Source organism: Draconibacterium mangrovi, from assembly GCF_010586825.1.
In the GTDB taxonomy this organism is placed as follows: Bacteria; Bacteroidota; Bacteroidia; order Bacteroidales; family Prolixibacteraceae; genus Draconibacterium; species Draconibacterium mangrovi.
In genome coordinates this window covers 208,134-226,785 of record NZ_JAAAGB010000007.1, presented here as the reverse complement: position 1 = coordinate 226,785, position 18,652 = coordinate 208,134, and the positions used below count along the sequence as shown (strand labels likewise).

The following is an 18,652-nucleotide window of genomic DNA, read 5'->3' as shown; positions in this document are numbered from 1 at the left end:
GTTCGGGAGCTATTCCGGGCCTTTTGTTTTTTATATGCGGTTCTTAGTCGTAAGATTATTGTTCATAATATCAATTGAGGATGCTCTAACGAAGCTAATGAATCATAAAATAATCTGTTAATCATCTATTTTCAGAAAAATTAATATTGCTTCAATATTCTTTTCAAGCTGTCGAAAATTAGCATATATTTGCAGGCGATTGAGTAGAAAACTCGTTTTTTCCTGAGTATTAACACTGTATTGTTAATTGTTTTTGCAAAAATTAGGATAACTGCTTGATTATTTTCTAAAAAAGTATTTTCTTTGCACTCCGTTTTTAGTAATGTGTTTATTTTGAACATCAAGAAATTATAAAGAAATGTCACGAGTTTGTCAAATAACAGGTAAAAAAGCAATGGTGGGTAACAATGTTTCTCACTCGAAAAGAAGAACTAAAAGAAAGTTCGATATAAACCTGTTTAAAAAGAAATTTTATATGCCCCACGAAGATCGTTGGGTGCAACTAACAGTATCTGCTGCCGGTATGCGTACCATTAATAAAAAAGGCATTAAGTCTGCTTTAGCCGAGGCACAGGAAAAAGGTTTTATTGATAAATTTTAAAAGATCTTAAGCTATGGCAAAAAAAGGTAACAGAGTGCAGGTGATATTAGAATGCACAGAGCATAAAGATAGTGGTGTGCCAGGTACTTCAAGGTATATTACTACAAAGAACAGAAAGAATACTCCGGATCGTATGGAATTGAAAAAATACAATCCTATTCTTAAGAAAGTAACAGTACATAAAGAAATTAAATAATTAAGACATGGCAAAGAAAGCAGTAGCATCACTACAGAAAGGTGCCGGTAAAGGTTATGCGAAAGTAATCAAAATGACTAAATCGGAGAAAACCGGAGCATACGCTTTTAAAGAAGAAATGGTGCCAAACGATGACGTTAAAACTTATTTTAAAAAATAAGAAAATATAATGTATAACAGAAAAAGCTTTCATGTAAGATGAAAGCTTTTTTTGTTTATATAAACGATTTGGTAATTTTTGTACCACAAATTTACTGTAACCAAATTTTGTACTATTTTAGGACCTGCAAATCATTTTTATATGGCCATATTCGGAAGTTTTAACAGAAAGAAGAAAGAGAGTCTTGACGAGGGATTGTCGAAAACAAAAGAAAGTGTTTTTAAGAAACTGAGTCGTGCGGTAGTTGGAAAATCGAAAGTTGACGACGAAGTTTTAGACAATCTGGAAGAGGTACTTATTACATCGGACGTAGGAGTTGATACAACGCTTAAAATCATTGAACGTATAGAAGAGCGTGTTTCCCGCGATAAATACATGGGCGTTAGCGAGCTGAATAGTATCCTTAAAGATGAGATATCTGATTTATTGGAGGAGAATAACACTACAGATGTTTCAGATTTTGATCTTCCGCAAAAAGACGGGCCTTATGTAATTATGGTTGTTGGTGTAAACGGAGTGGGTAAAACCACTACCATTGGTAAATTAGCATACAATTTTAAACAAGCCGGAAAATCAGTTGTGTTGGGAGCTGCCGATACATTCAGGGCTGCTGCAATTGAGCAATTGGAGGTTTGGGCCGAAAGGGTAGATGTTCCTATCATAAAACAAAAAATGGGTTCAGACCCGGCATCAGTTGCCTACGATACTTTGGCATCGGCTAAAGCCAGCAATGCCGATGTGGTGATTATTGATACTGCCGGTCGACTGCACAATAAAATTGGTTTAATGAACGAGCTGAGCAAGATTAAAAAAGTTATGCAGAAGATCGTTCCCGACGCTCCGGATGAAGTTTTACTTGTTCTGGATGGATCTACAGGGCAAAACGCATTTGAGCAGGCAAAACAGTTTACAAAAGCCACCGAAGTAACGGCACTGGCATTAACCAAACTCGACGGAACTGCTAAAGGTGGTGTTGTAATTGGTATTTCCGACCAGTTTAAAATTCCCGTAAAATACATTGGTATTGGCGAGAAAATGGAGCATTTGCAAATTTTCCGTCGTCGCGAGTTTGTCGATTCGCTCTTTTCGTAATACTATTTTGTTGATATGGCAGAACTGAATAAGGTTAAAATTAAAGTTCAGATAACTTCCGAAATTGAAAAAACGGAAAAACTTATTCAGGAATATAAAGAGTTGACAAAACCTGTTGAGCCGGAAAATGCCATTGGGCGAGTATCCCGAATGGATGCCATTAACAACAAAAGTGTTACCGAAGCTGCTTTACGTAAATCAAAAGACAAACTGGAGAAGTTAAAATTTGCCTTATCGAAAGTTGATGACCATGATTTTGGCCACTGTATAAAGTGTAAAAAGCCAATTCCTCTGGGGCGGATTCTTATTATGCCGCAAGCGCGTAACTGCGTAAATTGTTCACATTAATTCTGCAATTCAGGTTAGGCCGGTTGTTTTAAGTTCGACAGAATCTTTTTTAACTGGTTTTTATCAATCGGTTTCACAATGAAATTATTACACCCCGCAGCAATTGCTTCCTGTTTGTAGTTTTCCTGTGCATATGCCGTTTGTGCAATAATGTACACGTCTTTGTTAAATGCTCTTATTCGTTTGGTTGCTTCAAGTCCATTTATCTTGGGCAGTTTAATGTCCATTAAAACAACGTCGGTATCCGGATATTTCCAAACAAGGTCAATCACTTCCGCCCCGTTTTTAACTCGCTTTAGATTGCCCGGTACATCGGAAAGGATATGGCTTAAAAAGTTGTAAGAAATTTCATCATCTTCAGCAATAATGATATTTAAATGACCATTCCTGATGTAATCCACATGTTCTGTTGGTGTTTCTTTAACAACTGGTTCCTCTGTTATGCCAGCGACCTTTAAATTTGGCAAAACAAAGCTAAATGAAGTGCCTTTTCCCGGTGCGGACGAAACGCTGATATCTCCATTCAACAGTTTTATATAGCCACGTGTAATTGAAAGCCCCAGTCCCGATCCTTCGTATCCGCTTGAGTGCGAATGGTCGGCCTGGACAAAGTAATCGAATATTGCTTTTTGCTTTTCGGGAGCAATACCAATTCCGGTGTCGCATACCGTAATTTTTAATTCAGTAGTACTAAGCGTGTAATGAATTTTTACATAACCTTTTTTGGTGAATTTAATGGCATTTTTAATAAGGTTGGTTAAAATGGAAGTTAGCTTGTAGGTATCGCTGTAAAAGTTCGGCGATGGCGCTGTGACTTCAGACTCAATAATCAGATCAATCCCTTTTTCATTTGCTTCAACTATAAAAAAGTCATTCAGTTCGGATACGATTTTTACAACGTCAACTTTTTTAATCTGCACCTCTTCGTTTTCCGATTCGATTTTCGAAATATCAATAATATTATTAATGGTATTCAGCATTCTGTCACCACTCTGCTGAATGATGTTTATAAACTGAAGTTCTTCCTCTTTAGAATAAGCTTGCGTTTTTAAAAGTTCGGCAAAACCCAAAATGCCATTCATCGGGGTTCGTATTTCGTGACTCATGTTCGCTAAAAAAGCCGACTTCATTTTATCACTTTGTTCAGCCTTGTTTTTCTGACGCGACAGTTCTTTCATAATCTCGGAATTCAGGTCGAGTTGATGCTGAAGATCCTGTGTTTTAGTCCGAACTCTGGCCTGAAGTATTCGGTTGATAATAATTAGCAACAGAATTATAATGCCAACAATTGCGCTAATTAAAATAATGTACCGCCAGTAGTCTCGCAAACCATTCGATTCTTTATCGTACTCGGCCAGCCATTTGTCATAAATGCGTTGGTATTCGCCGTTCGAAAGTAAAACCTCGGTTGCATTATTTATTATTTCTGCAAGCTCAGCCGAATTTGGCGAAAGCATAAAACCCATGTTTCGTTCCAGGATGCGGTGGTTCGTGGTTTTTATGTATTCTCTTTGCAGCTCTGCTACATGGTACATTCCTCCAATTCGCTGAGCAATGGCACATGTAACCTGTTCGTCTTCTAAAAATTCAATTAATTGATCGTAGTTAGTAGCATAAACAAATTTTGTAGCAGGATTTATACTTAAAACGTATCGTACCAGCACATCGTTTTTCCATAAAGCAACAACAGGTTCTTTTATGGTACGTAACAATTCGGGTGTTATATTTTTATGATAATTACTATTGTAAAAAAAACAATGCGAAGTATTGATAACCGACCGGGTATAAAGATGTTGATTCTCTGGATAGCCGGGGTAGTGCGCTCCGATAATACCGTCAATCTCTCCATCGTCCAGCATTCTGTTTGCAATTTGCCAGTTTGCTCCCAAAATTTCAATCTGGTTGTTATAAAGCCTGTTTATGGCCTTTACAAGGTCGATATTAAAGCCAACTAAATTGCCGCTCTGATCAGTGTAATTAAACGGGGGATAATTATTACTAGCTTTAATTTTATATTGAGCATTTAGGTAATAGCAATTGGTTAGTACTATTACGCAAATTAAAAAAATTCGCATACGAGGTTCTTTTAAAACAAATCTAAATAGTTTTTTTTGAAATTAAAATCCTGCTAAATTTAAACATATTCTTGGATTAAGAAAATTAGGCAAACAAAATGGATATAAACAATCAAAAGCGTATTTTACAAGAAGTTGAAGAAAGATTGTCGGATGTATTTGGAGGAACAGTAAAAGTTACTTCTTCCAGAGCTTTGTCTGGTGGATGTATAAATCATGCCTCGAAAATTGACACAAATTGTGGCAGTTTTTTTCTTAAATGGAATTCGGATTGCGAGAGCGACATTTTTACCCGCGAAGCAGAAAGTTTAAGTGAGCTCAGCAAAGCTTCAAACGGCACCGTGTGTGTACCCAAAGTATTTTATGCAAAAGAGATTGACGAAACACCGGCTTTTCTGCTAATGGAATACCTTGAACCGGAAGGTTCCGATCAGTCAGAACGCCTGGGAAGAGGTTTGGCACTCATTCATAAATATCAGCAAGATAATTTTGGATTTTATTCTGATAACTATTGTGGTGCAACCACTCAGAATAATAACTGGGAAAAAAGCTGGGTGCCGTTTTACAGAGAAAGGAGATTATCGTTTTTAATAAATATGATTCGTGAAAGCAGGGGATTGGACAAATCCTATCTACTTTTGTTTGAAAAGTTACTCGATCGCCTGGAGTTGTTGATTCCGAATGAAGAAAAGGCCTCTCTTGTTCATGGCGATTTATGGTCGGGAAATTACATGTTAACGACAAATGGTCCGGCATTAATCGATCCGGCAGCCAGCTATTCGCACCGCGAAATGGAATTCGGAATTGTTACCATGTTCGGCGGTTTCTCTTCGCGTTTTTTTTATGCTTACAACGAAGAATTTCCACTCGATTCAGAATGGCGCGAAAGAAATCAGATCTATCAGCTGTATCATGTGCTTAACCATTATTATTTATTTGGAGGTGGATATTTGCAACAGGCAGTAGCTATTGCGAAACGATATTTATAAATTTCTTTCCGGCAATTACTTGTATTTGTACGTTTTGTTTTTGTAACTTATAGTTATAATACAAAAGGCTACAGCGATGAAAGATGAAGTTTTTGAGATACCGTACAGGGCAGAGCTGTGTTACATGAAAAACAAGGGGTTGATATTGCCGGAGGAGGTGCCTTATATTGGTATGGGGGCTTCGCATATTGCAACAAAAGCTTTTCGTTTTATGGGAATAAACTTTTTCCCTGAGAAAGCAGCTGAATATTTTAATTACCTGTTAAAGTATAAAGAGCCCGATAAAGGCGTGCTTATATCGCAATCAGGGCAAAGTTCCGAAACAATTTGGTGTGCCGATTATTTTAAGTCGTTTACAGCAATTGTCAACGACGAAAACAGTCCTTTGGGAAATCATTCGAACTGCACGAAAAAAGTGTTGCTGTATTCTGGAGTGGAGGATCATATTGCCACAAAAACATACATTAATACCTTATTGGTATTGTACCTGGGATTTGGTTTTGATCCGGTTGAAGCTGTTGAAGCACTAAAAAAACATCAGATTGATTTTGAAACACTAGGCACCGAAATTGGCTCGAGAATATACATGAAAACACAACGGAAAAAACGCTGTTGTGTTTACATACTTGGTAACGGGCCAAATATTGCGACTGCAAATGTGGCTGCACTTGTGCTTAGTCAGGTGTCGCGGATGCCCGTCTTAAGCATGTCGGTTTCGGAATACGAGCACGGATTTATTGAAACAGCGAAAGACTCGATGGTTATTGCTATAAACCACGAAGGGCGGGAGTATAACCGCACAAAAAGGCTGCTAAAAAAAGTGAATATTGCTGGTGCCGAAACCTACGAATTGTCAAATAAATATGTAGAGAGTATTTTTAGTCCGGTAACTTTGCCCATCCCGTTTTATTTTGCGGCAGAATATTTGTCGCAAAAACTAAAGGTAAAAACACTTTTCCGGGTGGGCGATAAAGTGGTAAGCAAAGTTATCATTGATAAAAATTATGAGTAAAGCCATTGTTGCCGCTTTGCTTATTGATTAAATTAGCCCCAAAACCAAATTCCGATTTTAATGATCGCACAAAAGGCCAAGGAAATTACCCCGTTTATTGTTATGGAAGTGCTTGAAAAAGCTGCCGAAATGGAGCAGCGGGGGATTAATGTAATCCACCTGGAAGTAGGAGAACCCGATTTTAATGTTCCCAAATGTGTGGCGGTGGCCGAACAAAAAGCATTTGACGAAGGCCGGACGCACTATACACACAGTCTTGGCGACCCTGAGCTGCGCAAACAAATTGCCGAAAAGTACAAAGAGGAATACAATGTTACCGTTTCGCCCGGGCAGATTATTGTAACATCGGGAAGTTCGCCTGCCATTTTGCTAACGCTTGGTGTTTTGTGCGATGCCGGCGATGAAGTGATCATTTCCGACCCGGGGTACGCCTGTTACGAGAATTTTATCCGGTTTATTGGTGCAAAAGCAATAAAAGTTCCTGTTTTCGAGGAGGATGGTTTTCAGTATCGGTACGAGGAAATAAAAAAGCGCATTACCAACAGAACCCGTGCTATAATGATAAACAGCCCAATGAATCCAACCGGAAACCTTTTGTCGGTCGAGTTGATGAAAGATTTGGTAACATTTGATATTCCAATTATTTCCGATGAAATCTACCACGGTTTGGTTTATGAAGATCGTGCCCATTCCATTTTGGAAGTAACAGACAAAGCCTTTGTTTTAAACGGATTTTCGAAACGTTATGCAATGACTGGTTTGCGTTTGGGGTATGTAATTGCCCCGCAAGAATATGTACGGTGCATGCAGAAGATGCAACAGAATTTATTTATCTGTGCCGGCTCAACCACGCAGCGTGCCGGAATTGAAGCCTTAAAAAATGCAGGTGCCGAGGTGGAAGAAATGCGCCTAACCTACGATAAAAGACGCCGGTATTTAATTGAACGATTAACAGGCCTGGGTTTTGATATTAAAGTGAAGCCCACAGGAGCTTTTTATGTAATGGTAAATGCCAAACACCTGTCAAACGACAGTTACAAGCTGGCCTTCAATATATTGGAAAAAGCGCATGTTGGTGTTACTCCCGGAATCGATTTTGGCGAGAACGGCGAGGGCTTTCTGCGTTTTTCGTATGCTAACTCCATCGAGAATATCGAAGAAGGCATGAATCGGTTGCAGAAATACTTGACGAAATATCACAATTTACCTAGAGATTAAAGCGGTCGAAGTGAACGATCTCTTCAATCGGTTTGCGCTTTTTGTCGGGCCTTTTGTTGTTCGGATAACCCACCGGAATCATGGCTACAGGCTCAATGTTGGCAGGAAGTTGTAAAAGTCCCGAACAAGCTTTTGCATCAAAATTACACACCCAGCAGGTTCCCAAACCCAATTCGGTAGCTTTTAATGTAATATGGTCGATAGCAATTGCCAGGTCGATATCGGCCGAATCTTTTCCATCCGAAGCCCGTCTCCACGACTGCGAATGGTCGGCACAAGCCACAATAATTACAGGCGCTGAGCGAAACCAGCTGCGGTCGTAACAATTATATAGTTGAGTCAGGATTTCTTTGTTTTGCACAACAATAAAATGCCAGGGCTGAAAATTAACCGCCGACGGAGCCAGCCTGCCTGCCTCTAGTATTTCTAAAAGTAGTTCCTTCTCTACCTGGGTATCTTTATAATTTCTAACCGAATAACGGTTTTTTATAATATCTGACAAATTCATAGGCCATTAATTGTTTGTTATTAACTGTTTGCCAGCTGGCGGATTTTATCATTTCTGCCGTTTGGCGGTTGTTTCGCGGGATTTTCTTATAAAATATGCGCTTTTAATTCGTAAAGATAAACTTTTTCAAGTTTTAAAAGTGTAAGCAAAAATATGGTTTCCCGTCAATTTTTCTTCCGTTTTTCAAATTTTAAAGAACAGAGTGTAAGTGAAAAATGTTTCGCGCTTAAAGTCTTTTATTTTCAATGTTTTACTCGTGTTTGAAATGTGTTTTAGAGCATTGATTTTTCTTGTTGCAGCATTAAAATTTATACGTCATTTGCACGAAAATTAAACAATAACAGAGTTTAGAGTTGAACCTTAAATTTTAATGTCATGAGAAAAGTAAATTTTATAATCGCAATTATTACATTTTTTGCAATGGCCACTTCTGTAGCCAATGCCACCGGAATACGTACCGAATTTAATGAATTTGAATTTACCCTGGTTGATGATTTGTATATGGGCAAAAAGGTTGATGCAATTTGGACCTTGAGCTACGACAACTCGGAAAAACCGGTTACAGTAGTTAAAAGAAACACTATCGAGGGAACTGAATATGTGGTGAGCTCGGAGTTCTTTTCTGTTCGTTATGTAGCTTCTGCAGCAGGTTTTGGAGCAAAACAAGTTCGTAAATCATGGTGTAACGTAGATAACAAAATTAACCATGCTGTTATTAATCAAAACGAATTGAAAAATCAGGAGATTATTTCGCCTAACAAAGTGGATGATAAAATGGCTTTAGGATTGATTGCAAGCTACCTGCCTGATTTATTAAATGATGGATATACGCACTTACTCAATTAATCGCAATAATTAGAATAGAAGTAATTTTAATTCGAAGCCATCCGTCAAATGACGGATGGCTTTTTTGTTGCCATCGATTGATGAAAGCTTACCACAAACTTATTTGCGCCTTTCATCACAAGATGAAAACATGTCGGGGAGGCTACTATACCGGGCATCACCTGATGAAAGTCTGTTTTATGCTGGTTTCAGTATTTCATCGCCCGATGGAGGATTGTCCGTAATCCATTTCTTCCTTTCATCGCCTGATGGCGTGAAGTCTGGAAGTTATTTTCGCCTTTCATTAAACGATGGCGGCTATTTCCAACTGTTTTTATGGCTTTCGCGGCACCGCGAATCCTTGCCGGAGCTTGAGTTCTTACTGTCGCATGTCAGCGAAAAGCGTATGAAGCTGCATTTTAGCCACCGCGAGCCTGCGAAGGCACAAAATTTTTGTCGATAAAATCTGTCGTTGGTCGATAGAAATATTTTAGCCAATAGAATGGGGAAATTGCTTTTACCCGGAAGTGGTTTTAAATTAAAATACAGCAGCGCCTTATTATTTCAAATTAAAAACAAAAAGGGGTAATAAATGTCAAAATGTAAAAAGCAATCTTTTTCTGCCAACCGAATCTGTTTTACAGCAAGGCTTTTGGATGTCACCAAGATGTAATTCGTGCGTCTCTCCAATACAAATAATTACGAAAACAATTACAGTCAGAAAACAAAAATTTAGAGTCATGAAAAAAGTAAATTTATTATCCGTATTGGTTTTAGCATTCTTGTTCGTTTCAGTTAGTGCATCAGCAACTGGCGTACGAACTCAGTTTAAATCGTTCGAAATTGAAGAAGTCGATAATCTTTACATGGGCAAATCGGTGAAAGCACTTTGGACGGTAAGTTACAGCTCAGAAGAAGAGCCTGTTACAGTTGTAAAACGCAACACGCTTGAAGGTGTTGAGTACGTTGTACATTCAAAACATTTCCAGGTAAGCTACGCTGCAACCAGCGAAGGATTTGGTGCTAAAGAAACCCGGAAAGCCTGGAGCGATGTGCCAAAAAGAATCTCAAGAGCCGTTATTAGTCAGGAAGAAATGGAACGCCAACGTATAATCACTCCTAATAAAGTTGACGATGAAACTGCCTTAGGTTTAATTGCAAGTTATTTGCCCGATCTGATTAACGATGGTTACACACATCTTTTGAATTAAACAGCAAATTTTATTTCATAGAAAGCAATTTTAAAGGAACCGCGAGAAATCGCGGTTTTTTTTATATACAGCCGCAAACAAAACCGTCGGACAAACTGTCGAGCGCTTCTTTTTCTGCTTTCTTCTCGGCATCAGTTGCCTTGCAATCCTTACAAACCGGCAGATTAACGTTTGTATTCAATTCCGAATTTTCAGAAGTGACCGGTTGCTTGCAAACAAAACAGGTATTTTTTAAATCTCCCATCCTAAATATTTGCGTCAAAAGTATTAAAATTGGCCAATTGCTGTAGCGGCACCTTTTTAAAGTTGAATAAAGTTATGCGCATATGGCAGTTGTGTTGGCAGATAATAGTTCCGAAACTGTAAATGTGTCTGATATTTGACACCTAAACTATTTGGCATAATTATTAGTAATAAGTAAAACGAATGTTTTTTTAGCCTGTACAATTAATTACATTTGCACAGGTTTTATATAATTTAAATATAAGTTGCACAGATGGCATTTGTAAATAAGATCCTGGGAAAACTTCTGGGAAACAAATCGGAGCGGGATATTAAAGAAATAACTCCTATCATCAATAAAATTAAAGAGGAATACGAAAGAATCTCCAAATTATCTCATGATGATTTAAGGGCCGAATCGGCGAAATTAAAGCAAATTATTGCCGACCGGATTAAACCTGAAGAGGATGAAATTGCTGCGTTAAAAGTAGAAGTTGAAGAAGTTGAAATTCAGGAAAGCGAAAAAATATACGAACGTATTGATAAGCTGGAAGAAAAAATAGATGAGAAAATAGAAGAGGTTCTCAACGAAATTCTTCCAACCGCTTTTGCAGTAATAAAAGATACCGCCCGTCGTTTCTCCGAAAATGAGACGATTGAGGTTTCAGCCAGCGATTTCGACCGCGATCTTTCGACAACCCGCGACAGTATTAAAATTAGCGGCGACAAAGCCATCTGGGAAAACAGTTGGCTGGCCGGAGGAAACAGGGTAACCTGGAATATGGTTCACTACGATGTACAGCTGATTGGTGGAGTGGTACTTCACCAGGGTAATATTGCCGAGATGGCAACGGGTGAAGGAAAAACACTGGTCGCAACATTGCCTGTGTTTTTGAATGCTCTTACCGGAAAAGGGGTGCACATTGTAACCGTTAACGATTACCTGTCGAAACGTGATGCCGAGTGGATGGGGCCGATGTACGAGTTCCACGGATTATCGGTTGATTGTATCGATAAACACCAGCCAAACTCTGAAGCCCGAAGAAAAGCATACAACTCGGATATTACTTTTGGAACCAACAACGAATTTGGTTTCGATTATCTGCGCGATAACATGGCCATTAATCCGGAAGATTTGGTGCAGCGCAAACATCAATATGCCATTGTCGACGAGGTTGACTCGGTTTTGGTTGATGATGCACGTACACCACTTATTATCTCGGGGCCGGTGCCAAAAGGCGATAATCAGCAGTTCGAAGAACTGAAAGTTTACGTAGAAAAATTATACAGGGTGCAGCGCGAGCTGGTAAATAAAATATTTATTGATGCCAAACGCCTGCTTACCAAACCCGATGCTACTTCCGACGAGAAAAAAGAAGGTGGTTTGCTTTTATTGCGTGCCCACAAAGGGATGCCTAAAAACAAATCCATCATTAAGTTTTTAAGTGAGGAAGGCATGAAAGCTGTTATGCAAAAAACAGAAAACCTGTACATGCAGGAGAACAGCAAAAACATGCACATTGTAACCGATCCATTGTTTTTTATTATCGAAGAGAAGCAAAATTCAGTAGAGCTTACCGATAAAGGTATCGACTTGATTTCGGCTGGTTTTGAAGATGCTGAATTCTTCGTACTGCCGGATATGGGCGGAAAAATGGCCGAACTGGAAAACAGCGAGAAAGCGCCGGAAGACATTCAGCTTGAAAAAGATAAGTTACTACAGGACTACGCGATAAAATCAGAGCGTGTTCATACCATCAACCAGTTGTTAAAAGCATATGCCATGTTTGAAAAAGATGTGGAATATGTGGTGATGGACAATAAGGTGAAAATTGTTGACGAGCAGACCGGTCGTATTATGGAAGGTCGTCGTTATTCCGATGGTTTACACCAGGCAATTGAAGCCAAGGAGCAGGTAAAAGTAGAAGCGGCAACGCAAACTTTTGCAACTATCACACTTCAGAACTATTTCAGGATGTACCACAAACTGGCTGGTATGACTGGTACTGCAGAAACAGAAGCAGGCGAATTCTGGGATATCTACGAACTGGAAGTTGTGGTAATTCCTACCAACCGTCCGATTGTTCGCGACGACAGGGAAGACCTGGTTTTCAAAACCAAACGCGAAAAATACAATGCCGTTAGCGACGAGATTGTTGAACTGAACAAAAAAGGTCGCCCGGTATTGGTAGGTACAACATCGGTTGAAATATCGGAGTTACTCAGCCGAATGCTGAAAATTAAAGGTATTAAGCACAACGTATTGAACGCGAAGCTGCACGCACGCGAGGCCGATATTGTTGCCGAAGCCGGTCAGTCAGGAGCAGTAACAATTGCAACCAACATGGCGGGTCGTGGTACCGATATTAAGTTGTCTGAAGAGGTGAAAAAAGCCGGAGGTTTGGCAATTATTGGTACCGAGCGTCACGACTCAAGACGCGTTGACAGACAGTTGCGAGGACGTGCAGGACGTCAGGGAGACCCGGGGTCTTCGCAGTTCTATGTGTCGTTGGAAGATGATTTGATGCGTTTGTTTGGCTCCGATCGTATTTCCGGAGTAATGGACAGGCTTGGTTTGGAAGACGGAGAGGTGATTCAACACTCAATGATCTCGAAATCGATTGAACGTGCACAGAAAAAGGTTGAGGAGAATAACTTCGGTATTCGTAAGCGTTTGCTGGAATACGATGATGTAATGAACTCGCAGCGTGAAGTGATCTACAAAAAACGTCGTCACGCATTATACGGCGAACGTTTGGAGGTAGATGTGCTGAACATGATGTACGATTCGGTTGAAGAGCTGGTAAATGAATATCATGGTTCCGATATGTTCGAAGATTTCAATATGGAACTGATGCGTTTTCTTTCCTTGGAATCGCCGATTAACCAGGAAGAGTTTAAGAGTTTGAATGCCGCAGAAGTAACCCAGCGCATTTACGAAAAAATGATTAACAACTATAACCGTAAAGTTGAAACCATTGCGCAGCAAGCTTATCCGGTTATTAGAAATGTATACGAAACAAAAAAAGAGGTTTACAAAAATATTGTTGTTCCGATTACCGATGGAAAACGCGTATTCCAGATTATTTGCAACCTTGAAAAGGCCTACAATAATAAAGGTAAGGAATTGGTAAAATCGTACCAGAAACAAATTGTGCTGAACACGATCGATGAGTCGTGGAAAGAACAACTTCGCGAAATGGACGAATTAAAACAATCGGTACAAAATGCTACTTACGAGCAAAAAGACCCATTGTTAATTTACAAGTTCGAGTCGTTTAACCTGTTTAAGATAATGGTTGCCAAGGTGAATAAGGAAGTTGTTTCAACCTTAATGAAAGGCCAGATTCCTATTCAGAGCCCGGAACAGGTGCGTGAGGCAGAAGTTCGACGCAGAACCGATATGAGCCGTTATAAAACACAAAAATCGGAACTGCCATCGGCCGAAAATGCGATGGAGGGTGCGAATACGAATACAGCTGAAAAGGCCAAAACACAACCGGTTAAAGTTGAAAAACGTGTTGGACGTAACGATCCTTGTCCTTGCGGAAGCGGTAAGAAATACAAACAATGCCACGGAAGAGGTGGTGACTTATAATCAAACTAGATGATGAATATGATCAGTTTACTGAACTTCATTCACTGGAATGTCGATCCCGAAATTTTTAGCCTTGGGCCACTGTCGATTCGATGGTATGGTTTATTGTTTGCCTCAGGTTTTTTAATTGGCTATTACATTGGCGAAAAAATGCTAAAGTCGGAAAATGTAAACCAGAAATGGATAGACAGTCTGTTCTTTTACATTATAATAGCAACTGTTGTTGGTGCACGTCTCGGCCACGTTTTCTTTTACGGATGGGACTATTACTCGCAAAATCCGGGAGAAATTATTAAGGTTTGGCACGGTGGACTGGCCAGTCATGGCGGGGCGCTTGGTATTTTAATTGCCATGTACCTGCATTCAAAATGGATAACCAAACGTACCATGCTTTGGACATTGGACCGGATTGTGGTTCCAACAGCTTTGGTAGCAGCTTTTATTCGCACAGGAAACCTGATGAACTCAGAGATCTATGGAATTCAAACAGCATTACCATGGGGCATAATTTTTGAAAGAAATGGCGAAACCGTAGCAAAACATCCTACACAGGTATACGAGGCCCTGGCTTACCTAATTTCATTTGGTGTGCTAATGTATTTATATTGGAAAACGAGTGCCAAAAACCGTCCGGGCTTATTGTTAGGCGCGTTTTTCGTATTCATCTTTTTAGCTCGTTTCTTTATTGAGTTTATAAAAGAAGATCAGGAAGCGTTCGAAGCTGGTATGGCATTGAACATGGGGCAGTGGTTAAGTGTTCCTTTTGTTATAATTGGTGCGCTATTGGTTTACAGAGCAATAAAGAAACCGGAAGTGGTTTTTAAGAATAGTAAAAATTAATGTTAAAACTGAATAAAGGAGCTGCAAGTATTTTGTTGGAGAATTGAAAATAACTTATTTTGCAGATCATCAAGAGAAATAAAGAATATGTTAGAGATTGGAAAATATAAAATGGTGAAGTTGACGTACGACCTTCGTATCGACAACGAGCAGGGAGAACTGGTTGAGCAGGCAACAACTGAACAACCTTTGGAGTTCCTTTACGGAGCAGGTATGATGCTACCAAAGTTCGAATCTGAATTGATCGGTTTAAAACAAGACGATCCTTTCACAATTAAAATTGAAAGCACTGAAGCATATGGTGCAGTAAACAACGAAGCAATTGTTGAGCTGCCAAAAAATGTGTTTTTGGTGAATGGTGAATTCGACGCAGAACTGATTAATGTTGGTAATACTGTACCAATGATGAGCAGTAACGGCCAACGTTTAAACGGACTTGTATTAGAGGTTAACGACGAAATCGTAAAGATGGACTTCAACCACCCACTGGCGGGCGAAGATTTATTCTTTGCGGGTAAAGTTGTTGATGTTCGCGAAGCATCAGACGAAGAAGTTGCACAGATCCTCTCTGGTGGAGGAGGTTGTGGCTGTGGCAGCGGCGGTGGATGCTCTACCGAAAGCTGTGGTGACGGTTCTTGTGGAACTGAAAGCAGTGGCGGCTGTGGTTGCGGCTGCTAATAAATTTTGATAATAAGTTCAATTTAATTATTTTAACCCTGTTTTCATTTGATAATGGAAACGGGGTTTCTCACTTTATAGAGCTGATTGTATGAAAATAGACTACTTTATTCGTAGTTACCATTCATGCGAGATCTAATTGTTACAAGGAGTAGCAAACAATATTATACAGATGAATACTTTTGGAAAGATATTTCGCTTAACCTCATTTGGCGAATCTCATGGACGAGGAATTGGTGGTATAATCGATGGTTGTCCGGCTGGGGTTGAGCTCGATATAGATTTAATTCAAAAAGACCTGGCGCGGAGAAAACCAGGACAGTCGAAAATTACAACACAACGAAAAGAGCCGGATCAGGTGGAGTTTCTTTCAGGCGTATTTGAAGGAAAAACCCAGGGAACTCCAATCGCATTCGCCATTTGGAACAAAGACCAACACTCGAACGATTACAACGATCTTAAAGACGTATTCCGTCCGTCGCATGCCGATTTTACTTACACTAAAAAATACGGCACTCGCGATCATCGCGGAGGTGGCAGATCATCGGCGCGCGAAACCATTGCACGTGTTGTTGCCGGAGCAATTGCCAAACAGATACTTGCAAAAGCAGGTGTTTCTATTCAGGCTTTTGTATCACAGGTTGGAGAAATAAAACTTCAGAAAGATTATAAAGAATTAGATCTTTCGGCTACCGAGAATAATATTGTACGTTGCCCCGATAAGGAAGTAGCTGAGCAAATGATCGCCCGAATTGAAAAAGCCGGACGTGAACACGATACGGTTGGCGGTGTAATTACCGGAGTTGCTACCGGTGTACCCGCAGGTTGGGGAGAACCCGTTTTTAACAAACTGCATGCCGACATGGGTTTTGCAATGCTTGGAATTAACGCTGTAAAGGGATTTGAGTATGGTTCCGGATTTGAAGGAACAAAACTAAGTGGCTCGGAGCATAACGATATTTTTATAAAAACAGACGAGGGCGTTCGGACAAAAACGAATAACTCAGGTGGTATACAGGGAGGTATCTCCAATGGCGAAGACATTTATTTTAATGTTGCGTTTAAACCCATCGCCACCTTGTTAAAAGAACAAGAAACACTCGACAAGGATGAAAAAAGCATAAAAATTAATCCGAAAGGAAGGCACGATCCTTGTGTACTTCCACGTGCTGTGCCCATCGTTGAGGCAATGGCTGCATTAGTTTTAGTTGACCACTTTTTACTAAATAAACTTAACACGATTTAATATGCCAAGAAGAAAAAGAAACAGAAGGATCCAGGTACCTCCGGTAATTAAAGGTATGTCGGTTTATGGTGTTCGCGGACGTAAAACAAATGAAGTTATTTTACACCTCGAAGAATACGAGGCAATCCGTTTACTGGATTACCAAAATCTTACACAGGAGGAAGCAGCCGTTTTTATGGATGTTTCGCGCCCGACATTAACCCGTATTTACGAAGAAGCCCGAAATAAAGTGGCTACTGCATTTGTTGAGGGAAGAGACCTTATTTTCAGAGGTGGTGATGTTTATTTTGATAAAAACTGGTTCAGATGCAACAGTTGTAAAGCAAGTTTTAGCGATTACTCTGAAAATAATGAAAAATGCCCGGTGTGTAACTCCGAAGACCTGGTATCGTTAAACGACTATTACATGGATAAATAAAGGCGTTTTAGCGGCAAAATATTATAAAAAAACATGAAAAAACCTCCGGCTCAATAGCCGGAGGTACCCAATTAAGTTGTGATAAAACCAGAGCCCTAGTACACTAGGATGAATGCAATATACAACTATATGTTTTTCATGTCAATACTTGATTTCTCTTATAAAGACAAAATTACCCGAATTAATCGCCCAAATCGTAAACCTCATGCGGTTTTGATTGATTATCAACATTTTCCAATAATGTTAATATTTAATATTTTTTGTTAATCTCCTAATCAAGCCATTTATCATATATTTACCTCCAAAAGAATTTATCCATGAAAATCCGGAAACTTTTACGCATTTTACATCGCGATTTTGGATACTTTATTGTTGCCATGACAATCGTATACGTAGTGTCAGGAATCTATCTGAATCATCGTCACGATTTCAATCCTGATTACAAAATAATAATCACGGATTTTATTCACGATTTACAGCCTCAACAATCGTATACCGATGATGAAATTCAACAAATTGTGGAATCCGTTCAGCCCGATGTAGTTTATAAAAAACATTATGTTGACAATGATGGAGATATAAAGGTATTTATTGCCAACGGAGAGGTGATTATCTTCCCCGGTGCGGGAGAAGGGAGAATGCGTTATTTGCAGCGTCGCCCACTGGTATTTAGCATGAACAAACTACACCGCGCCACCCTGGGAACGGTATGGAAGTGGGTGAGCGATACAATGGCTGTTATTCTGTTGTTTGTGGCCGTTTCAGGCCTTTTTATTCTTAAAGGAAAAAGAGGATTGCAACGTTGGGGATGGTGGTTAACGGTTGCCGGTTTTATTGTTCCTTTAATCTTTGTAATTTTATATCTTTAAGCAACATAAAAAAACCAAAACATCAAAAAAATGAAGAAAATTGCATTAATTAGTTTGTTCGCGGTAATTCTATTTGCCTGTGGTCAACAACCAAAAACTCAGGAGGCTAAAGTTGAAGCCGAGAAATCAGCAGTTGTTCTAAGTGTTGACGAACTTCTTGAAAAAGCACCTGAATTAGCCAATAACGAAGTGGTTGTAAAAGGTACGGTATTTCATGTGTGCCAGCAAGGTGGTGAGCGCTGCTTTTTAATGGGAAGTACTGAAGATATCTCAATTCGGGTAGAAGCCGGCGAAAAGCTAGGAGCTTTTACTCAGGAGCAAATGGGAAGTGAACTGGAAATTACAGGTATTCTGAAAGAAGTTTTAACCGAAGCAGATGCCCACAACCCCGGAAAAGAACACGGTGAAGAAGAAGGCGAAGTTGAAGACGCCGAAACAGCCGCTGCGCATGAAGTTCTTGCTGACAATCAGGCAGCGTCAGAGCGCGTGTTTTTTATTGAAGGACTAAAGGTAAAAGAAATGACAGAGTAGTCAAATTATACGATC

Annotated in this window: 21 protein-coding genes; 18 read left to right on the top strand and 3 right to left on the bottom strand. The window is 39.6% G+C overall.

Features of this window, described 5'->3' with window-relative positions:
* Positions 1-358 precede the first annotated feature (358 nt).
* The 5 genes from rpmB (at position 359) to G4420_RS17380 (ending at position 2,397) form a co-directional block, all read left to right on the top strand.
* Positions 359-601, top strand: a complete 243-nt coding sequence (gene rpmB, locus G4420_RS17400; RefSeq protein WP_163325208.1) for a 50S ribosomal protein L28 — start codon at positions 359-361, stop codon at positions 599-601.
* Between the two features lie 13 nt (positions 602-614).
* Entirely contained in the window at positions 615-797 is a 183-nt protein-coding gene (gene rpmG / locus G4420_RS17395; RefSeq protein WP_045033733.1) for a 50S ribosomal protein L33, read from the top strand.
* A gap of 7 nt (positions 798-804) precedes the next feature.
* Complete coding sequence (locus G4420_RS17390) at positions 805-957, top strand: DUF4295 domain-containing protein (protein WP_163325207.1); 153 nt, start codon at positions 805-807, stop codon at positions 955-957.
* 141 nt (positions 958-1,098) lie between these two features.
* A complete protein-coding gene (gene ftsY / locus G4420_RS17385) occupies positions 1,099-2,049 on the top strand; it encodes a signal recognition particle-docking protein FtsY (RefSeq protein ID WP_163325206.1) in 951 nt (316 codons plus the stop codon).
* Between the two features lie 15 nt (positions 2,050-2,064).
* Positions 2,065-2,397 carry a TraR/DksA family transcriptional regulator gene (locus G4420_RS17380; protein WP_204273726.1) on the top strand — a complete coding sequence of 111 codons (333 nt, stop codon included), beginning with the start codon at positions 2,065-2,067 and terminating at the stop codon, positions 2,395-2,397.
* Between the two features lie 14 nt (positions 2,398-2,411).
* Here G4420_RS17380 and G4420_RS17375 read toward each other — a convergent pair whose 3' ends face one another.
* Complete coding sequence (locus G4420_RS17375; protein ID WP_163325205.1) at positions 2,412-4,472, bottom strand: ATP-binding protein; 2,061 nt, start codon at positions 4,470-4,472, stop codon at positions 2,412-2,414.
* A gap of 98 nt (positions 4,473-4,570) precedes the next feature.
* On the opposite strand from G4420_RS17375, the gene G4420_RS17370 reads away from it, so the two are divergent.
* From G4420_RS17370 to G4420_RS17360, 3 genes are all read left to right on the top strand, one after another.
* Positions 4,571-5,461: a fructosamine kinase family protein gene (locus G4420_RS17370; protein ID WP_163325204.1), complete on the top strand. Its 891-nt coding sequence runs from the start codon at positions 4,571-4,573 to the stop codon at positions 5,459-5,461.
* A 76-nt stretch (positions 5,462-5,537) separates the two neighbouring features.
* Positions 5,538-6,473, top strand: a complete 936-nt coding sequence (locus tag G4420_RS17365; protein WP_163325203.1) for an SIS domain-containing protein — start codon at positions 5,538-5,540, stop codon at positions 6,471-6,473.
* A gap of 60 nt (positions 6,474-6,533) precedes the next feature.
* A complete protein-coding gene (locus G4420_RS17360; protein ID WP_163325202.1) occupies positions 6,534-7,691 on the top strand; it encodes a pyridoxal phosphate-dependent aminotransferase in 1,158 nt (385 codons plus the stop codon).
* Here the strand turns inward: G4420_RS17360 and G4420_RS17355 are convergent.
* A complete protein-coding gene (locus tag G4420_RS17355) occupies positions 7,681-8,199 on the bottom strand; it encodes a nitroreductase family protein (RefSeq protein WP_163325201.1) in 519 nt (172 codons plus the stop codon). The genes G4420_RS17360 and G4420_RS17355 overlap by 11 nt on opposite strands.
* A 375-nt stretch (positions 8,200-8,574) precedes the next feature.
* Between G4420_RS17355 and G4420_RS17350 the strand changes: the two genes are divergently transcribed.
* The 3 genes from G4420_RS17350 (at position 8,575) to G4420_RS17340 (ending at position 10,235) form a co-directional block, all read left to right on the top strand.
* Positions 8,575-9,045, top strand: coding sequence for a hypothetical protein (locus G4420_RS17350; RefSeq protein WP_163325200.1), 471 nt, complete (start codon positions 8,575-8,577; stop codon positions 9,043-9,045).
* A 55-nt stretch (positions 9,046-9,100) separates the two neighbouring features.
* Positions 9,101-9,487: a hypothetical protein gene (locus G4420_RS17345; protein ID WP_163325199.1), complete on the top strand. Its 387-nt coding sequence runs from the start codon at positions 9,101-9,103 to the stop codon at positions 9,485-9,487.
* A 277-nt stretch (positions 9,488-9,764) separates the two neighbouring features.
* Complete coding sequence (locus tag G4420_RS17340) at positions 9,765-10,235, top strand: hypothetical protein (RefSeq protein ID WP_163325198.1); 471 nt, start codon at positions 9,765-9,767, stop codon at positions 10,233-10,235.
* A 61-nt stretch (positions 10,236-10,296) separates the two neighbouring features.
* On the opposite strand, the gene G4420_RS17335 is transcribed toward G4420_RS17340, so the two are convergent.
* A complete protein-coding gene (locus tag G4420_RS17335) occupies positions 10,297-10,479 on the bottom strand; it encodes a hypothetical protein (RefSeq protein WP_163325197.1) in 183 nt (60 codons plus the stop codon).
* 252 nt (positions 10,480-10,731) lie between these two features.
* Between G4420_RS17335 and secA the strand changes: the two genes are divergently transcribed.
* From secA to G4420_RS17300, 7 genes are all read left to right on the top strand, one after another.
* The gene (gene secA / locus G4420_RS17330) at positions 10,732-14,055 is read left to right on the top strand and encodes a preprotein translocase subunit SecA (RefSeq protein WP_163325196.1); all 3,324 of its coding nucleotides are present in this window, start codon (positions 10,732-10,734) and stop codon (positions 14,053-14,055) included.
* Between the two features lie 9 nt (positions 14,056-14,064).
* Positions 14,065-14,895: a prolipoprotein diacylglyceryl transferase gene (gene lgt / locus G4420_RS17325; RefSeq protein WP_246241678.1), complete on the top strand. Its 831-nt coding sequence runs from the start codon at positions 14,065-14,067 to the stop codon at positions 14,893-14,895.
* 87 nt (positions 14,896-14,982) lie between these two features.
* The gene (locus G4420_RS17320; RefSeq protein ID WP_163325195.1) at positions 14,983-15,573 is read left to right on the top strand and encodes an FKBP-type peptidyl-prolyl cis-trans isomerase; all 591 of its coding nucleotides are present in this window, start codon (positions 14,983-14,985) and stop codon (positions 15,571-15,573) included.
* A gap of 172 nt (positions 15,574-15,745) precedes the next feature.
* Positions 15,746-16,819 (top strand): chorismate synthase, encoded by a 1,074-nt coding sequence (gene aroC / locus G4420_RS17315; RefSeq protein ID WP_163325194.1) that lies wholly within the window; start codon positions 15,746-15,748, stop codon positions 16,817-16,819.
* 1 nt (position 16,820) lies between these two features.
* A complete protein-coding gene (locus tag G4420_RS17310) occupies positions 16,821-17,237 on the top strand; it encodes a DUF134 domain-containing protein (RefSeq protein WP_045033753.1) in 417 nt (138 codons plus the stop codon).
* Positions 17,238-17,554: 317 nt separating this feature from the next.
* Positions 17,555-18,106: a PepSY-associated TM helix domain-containing protein gene (locus G4420_RS17305; protein WP_163325193.1), complete on the top strand. Its 552-nt coding sequence runs from the start codon at positions 17,555-17,557 to the stop codon at positions 18,104-18,106.
* Positions 18,107-18,136: 30 nt separating this feature from the next.
* The gene (locus G4420_RS17300) at positions 18,137-18,637 is read left to right on the top strand and encodes a hypothetical protein (protein WP_163325192.1); all 501 of its coding nucleotides are present in this window, start codon (positions 18,137-18,139) and stop codon (positions 18,635-18,637) included.
* The last annotated feature ends 15 nt before the right edge of the window (positions 18,638-18,652 follow it).